This is a genomic window from Sandarakinorhabdus sp. (assembly GCF_040398645.1).
GTDB lineage: Bacteria > Pseudomonadota > Alphaproteobacteria > Sphingomonadales > Sphingomonadaceae > Sandarakinorhabdus.
Genome location: NZ_JBBATR010000003.1, coordinates 58,996 through 63,443, shown reverse-complemented (window position 1 = coordinate 63,443; position 4,448 = coordinate 58,996). Strand labels below are relative to the sequence as shown.

The window sequence follows — 4,448 nt, the reverse complement described above, 5'->3', positions numbered from 1 at the left end:
GGCGCGGTTTATGGCGGCAGCGGCCAGGGCAATCTGGGCGCGGTCACGGCGCAAGGCGGCGCAGCGGCGGTGGTGCTGCCGCCACTGGCCACGATTATGTTTGAATACGAAGGCTGAATGAAAAAATCGGTCAAGGGGGAGGGGACGATATGCAAAGCAAACGACAGGCACCGCTGGCACGTGACGCAATGGCCTATGTGCTGGCCGGGGGGCGCGGCAGCCGCCTGATGGAATTGACCGATCGCCGTGCCAAGCCGGCGGTGTATTTTGGCGGCAAGACGCGGATCATCGATTTTGCGCTGTCCAACGCGATCAATTCCGGTATCCGCCGCATCGGCGTCGCCACCCAGTACAAGGCGCACTCGCTCATCCGCCACCTGCAGATGGGCTGGAACTTCCTGCGCCCGGAACGCAACGAAAGCTTTGATATCCTGCCCGCGTCCCAGCGCGTTTCGGAACACCAATGGTATGAAGGCACCGCCGACGCGGTGTTCCAGAATATCGATATCATCGATGGCCACGGGCCGGAATATATCGTGATCCTGGCCGGCGATCATATCTACAAGATGGATTATGAGTTGATGTTGCAGCAGCATGTCAACCAGGGCGCCGATGTGACCGTGGCCTGCATGGAAGTGCCGCGCAGCGAGGCCAGCGGCTTTGGCGTGATGGCGGTGGACGGTGCCGACAAGATCATCGAATTCGTCGAAAAGCCCGCCGATCCGCCCGCCATGCCCGGCAAGCCGGATACATCTTTGGCGTCGATGGGCATTTATGTGTTCACGACGCGATTTTTGTTTGCGCAGTTGCAGCGCGATGCCGCCGATCCGGAAAGCACCCGCGATTTCGGCAAGGATATCATCCCCTATCTGGTGCAGCACGGCAAAGCGGTGGCGCACCGCTTTTCCGAAAGCTGCGTGCGCGGCAAGGATGAAGGCCGCGCCTATTGGCGCGATGTCGGCACGCTGGATGCCTATTGGGAAGCCAACAGCGACCTGACCCACATCATCCCCGAACTTGACATGTATGATCGCAACTGGCCGATCTGGAGCCATGCAGAAATGGTGCCGCCGGCCAAATTCGTCCACGACGAAGCCGGGCGGCGCGGGGAGGCAATCTCCAGTCTCGTGGCGGGCAATTGTATCATTTCGGGTAGCCATGTGAACCGCAGCCTGCTGTTCACCAGCGTGCTGGCCCGGTCATGGTCGCATATCGAGGATTCGGTGATCCTGCCGTGGTGCGATATCGGCCGCAACGCCCGGCTGACCAAAGTGGTGGTCGATCGCGGCGTCAAGATCCCGCCCGGTCTGGTTGTGGGCGAAGATCCGCTGCTTGACGCCGCGCGGTTTCGGCGCACCGACAAGGGCGTGTGCCTGATCACGCAGCCGATGATCGACAAATTGTAAGGGGCGCGATGCCGATCAATGTCCTTTCGGTGGCATCCGAAGCGGTGCCGCTCATCAAGACGGGCGGCCTCGCCGATGTCGCCGGCGCGTTGCCGGCGGCGTTGCTGGCACACGGCGCGGCGGTCACCAGCTTGCTGCCCGGCTATCCGGCGGTGCTGGCGGCCATCGGCGCGGCCCGGACGGTGCATGTCTGGGACGCGCTGCTCGGCCAGCCGGCGCGATTGCTCAGCGCAAAGCTGGGCAGCACCGATCTGCTGGTGCTGGATGCGCCCGGTTATTTCGCGCGGCCGGGCGGGCCCTACACCGATGCCGCCGGGCAGGATTGGGATGACAATTGGCGGCGCTTTGCTGCCCTGGGCCGCGCGGCGGCGGATATTGCCAGCGGCGGTGTGGCTGGCCTGCGCTTTGATGTGCTGCACGCCCATGATTGGCAGGCGGCGATGGCCATTGCCTATCTGCGGCTGGCGCCGGTGCAGGCCGCGCCGCGCGTTCCGGCCGTGCTGACCATCCACAACATGGCGTTTCAGGGCTGGTATGATGCGGGCATCTTTGCCGGCCTTGAACTGCCCGATACCGCCTGGTCCATCGATGGCGTGGAAACTTATGGTGGGGTGGGTTTCCTGAAATCCGGGCTGCAACTGGCGGACGTCATCACCACCGTCAGCCCAACCTACGCCCGCGAGATCGTCACCACGGAATTTGGCATGGGCCTGGAAGGCCTTGTCGCGCTGCGCGGGGACCGGGTGCGCGGCATCGTCAACGGCATCGATACCGCCGAATGGAACCCGGCCAGCGATACCGCCTTGGCAGCCCGCTACAGCGCGCGATCATTGCCGCGGCGCACCGCCAACAAGCGCGCCCTGGAACAGCATTTCGGCCTTGAGGAGTCGGATGGCCCGCTGTTCATCATGGTCACACGGCTGACCTGGCAAAAGGGCGCGGACGTCATCCCCGAAGTGCTCGATCATCTGGTCGGCAATGGCGGGCGCCTGGCCATATTGGGCTCCGGCGACGCCGCCATTGCAGCGGCCCTGCATGCCGGCGCCGCGCGTCACCCCGGCAAGGTGGCGGTGCAGATCGGCTATGACGAGGCCCTGTCGCACCGCATGCAAGGCGGCGGCGATGCCATTTTGGTGCCCAGCCGGTTCGAACCCTGCGGGCTGACGCAGTTATACGGTCTGGCCTATGGCTGCGTGCCGGTGGTGTCGCGCACCGGCGGCCTGTCGGACACGGTGATCGATGCCAATCCGGCCGCCATTGCCGCCGGGGCCGCCACCGGTGTGCAATTTGACGGCGTGCATTATCACGCGCTGGCAGCCGCCATCAGCCGGACGATCAGCCTGTATCAGCAGGCGCATATTTGGCGGCAGATCCAGCGCAACGGCATGGCCGCCGATTTCTCGTGGGGCCGCAGCGCGGCTGACTATGCCGCAATTTATCAACAACTTGCCGGGGCTCATCCGTGATCCAGACCATCAATTCGACGCCATTTGACGGGCAGAAGCCCGGCACATCGGGCCTGCGCAAAAAAGTGCGGACCTTTGCGCAGCCCAATTACACCGAGAATTTCGTGCAATCGGTGTTCGATGTCGTCGAACGCGGCGCAGCGGCGACATTGGTGGTGGGCGGTGACGGCCGCTATTACAACCGCACCGCCATCCAGCAGGTGATCCGTATCGCAGCGGCCAATGGTTATGCCCGCGTCATCGTCGGGCGCGGCGGCATTTTCTCAACGCCAGCAGCCAGCCACATCATCCGCAAAAATGGCGCCAGCGGCGGGCTGATCCTGTCGGCCAGCCACAATCCCGGCGGGCCGGACGAGGATTTCGGCATCAAGTACAACATCGCCAACGGCGGCCCCGCACCCGAAGCCATCACCGATGCCATCTATGCCCGCACCCAGACGATTGACCGCTGGCTGACAGTCGCAACGCCCGATGTCGATCTGGACGTGATCGGCACGGTGATGGTGGCGGACATGGCCGTCGAAGTGATTGATGCGGTTGCCGATTATGCTGATCTGATGGAAAGCCTGTTCGATTTTCCGCGCATTCGGGCCGCAGTGGCCGGCGGCTTCACCATGGCCTTTGATGCGATGCACGCTGTCACCGGGCCTTATGCCACCGAGATTCTGGAGCGGCGGCTGGGCTTTGCCGCCGGCACGGTGCGCGGCGGCGTGCCGCTCGAAGATTTTGGCGGGCATCACCCCGATCCCAATCTTGTGCATGCCAAGGCGCTGTATGATCTGATGATGGCACCGGGCGCACCGGATTTCGGCGCAGCGTCGGACGGCGATGGCGATCGCAATCTGATCATCGGGCGCGGCCGCTTCATCACGCCGTCTGACAGCCTGGCGATGCTGGCGGCCAATGCCCATCTCGCGCCGGGCTATGCAGCCGGCCTGAAGGGTATTGCGCGTTCGATGCCGACCAGCGCAGCGGCTGACCGCGTGGCCGCCGCGCTGAACATCCCGTGTTTTGAAACGCCGACGGGCTGGAAGTTTTTCGGCACGCTGCTCGATGCCGGCCTGGCGACGATCTGCGGCGAGGAAAGCGCCGGCACCGGATCGGACCATATCCGCGAGAAGGACGGGGTGTGGGCGGTGCTGCTGTGGCTCAATATCCTCGCCGTGCGCCAGATCAGCGCCGATGCGCTGGCGCGGGATCACTGGGCCAGATTTGGCCGCAACTATTATGCCCGCCACGATTACGAGGCCATCGACACGGGCCAGGCCAATGCGCTGATCGCGGCGTTGACCGCGCGTTTGCCCAAGCTGCCGGGCACGGTTTTCGGCGATCTGACCGTGGCAGCGGCGGACAGTTTTTCCTACACCGATCCAGTTGATGGCTCGATCAGTGCCAATCAGGGCCTGCGCGTGCTGTTTGCCGGCGGATCGCGCGTGGTGTTTCGCCTGTCGGGCACTGGCACCCAAGGCGCGACCTTGCGCGTCTATCTGGAACGCTATGAGCCGGCGGATGGCAACATCGATGGCGACACCACGGCGATGCTGCAATCGATCATCGATGCGGCGCAGGCGATTGC

General features: G+C 64.1%; 3 protein-coding genes. All 3 read left to right on the top strand.

The features are described 5' to 3' along the window. Window positions 1–149: 149 nt before the first annotated feature. Window positions 150–1,406 carry a glucose-1-phosphate adenylyltransferase gene (gene glgC, locus ABWP50_RS01400; protein WP_353216198.1) on the top strand — a complete coding sequence of 419 codons (1,257 nt, stop codon included), beginning with the start codon at window positions 150–152 and terminating at the stop codon, window positions 1,404–1,406. Between the two features lie 8 nt (window positions 1,407–1,414). Further along, window positions 1,415–2,872, top strand: a complete 1,458-nt coding sequence (glgA, locus tag ABWP50_RS01395; RefSeq protein WP_353216197.1) for a glycogen synthase GlgA — start codon at window positions 1,415–1,417, stop codon at window positions 2,870–2,872. Then, a partial coding sequence (locus tag ABWP50_RS01390) for an alpha-D-glucose phosphate-specific phosphoglucomutase (RefSeq protein ID WP_353216196.1) occupies window positions 2,869–4,448 on the top strand: 1,580 nt, incomplete at its 3' end. The genes glgA and ABWP50_RS01390, both read left to right, overlap by 4 nt.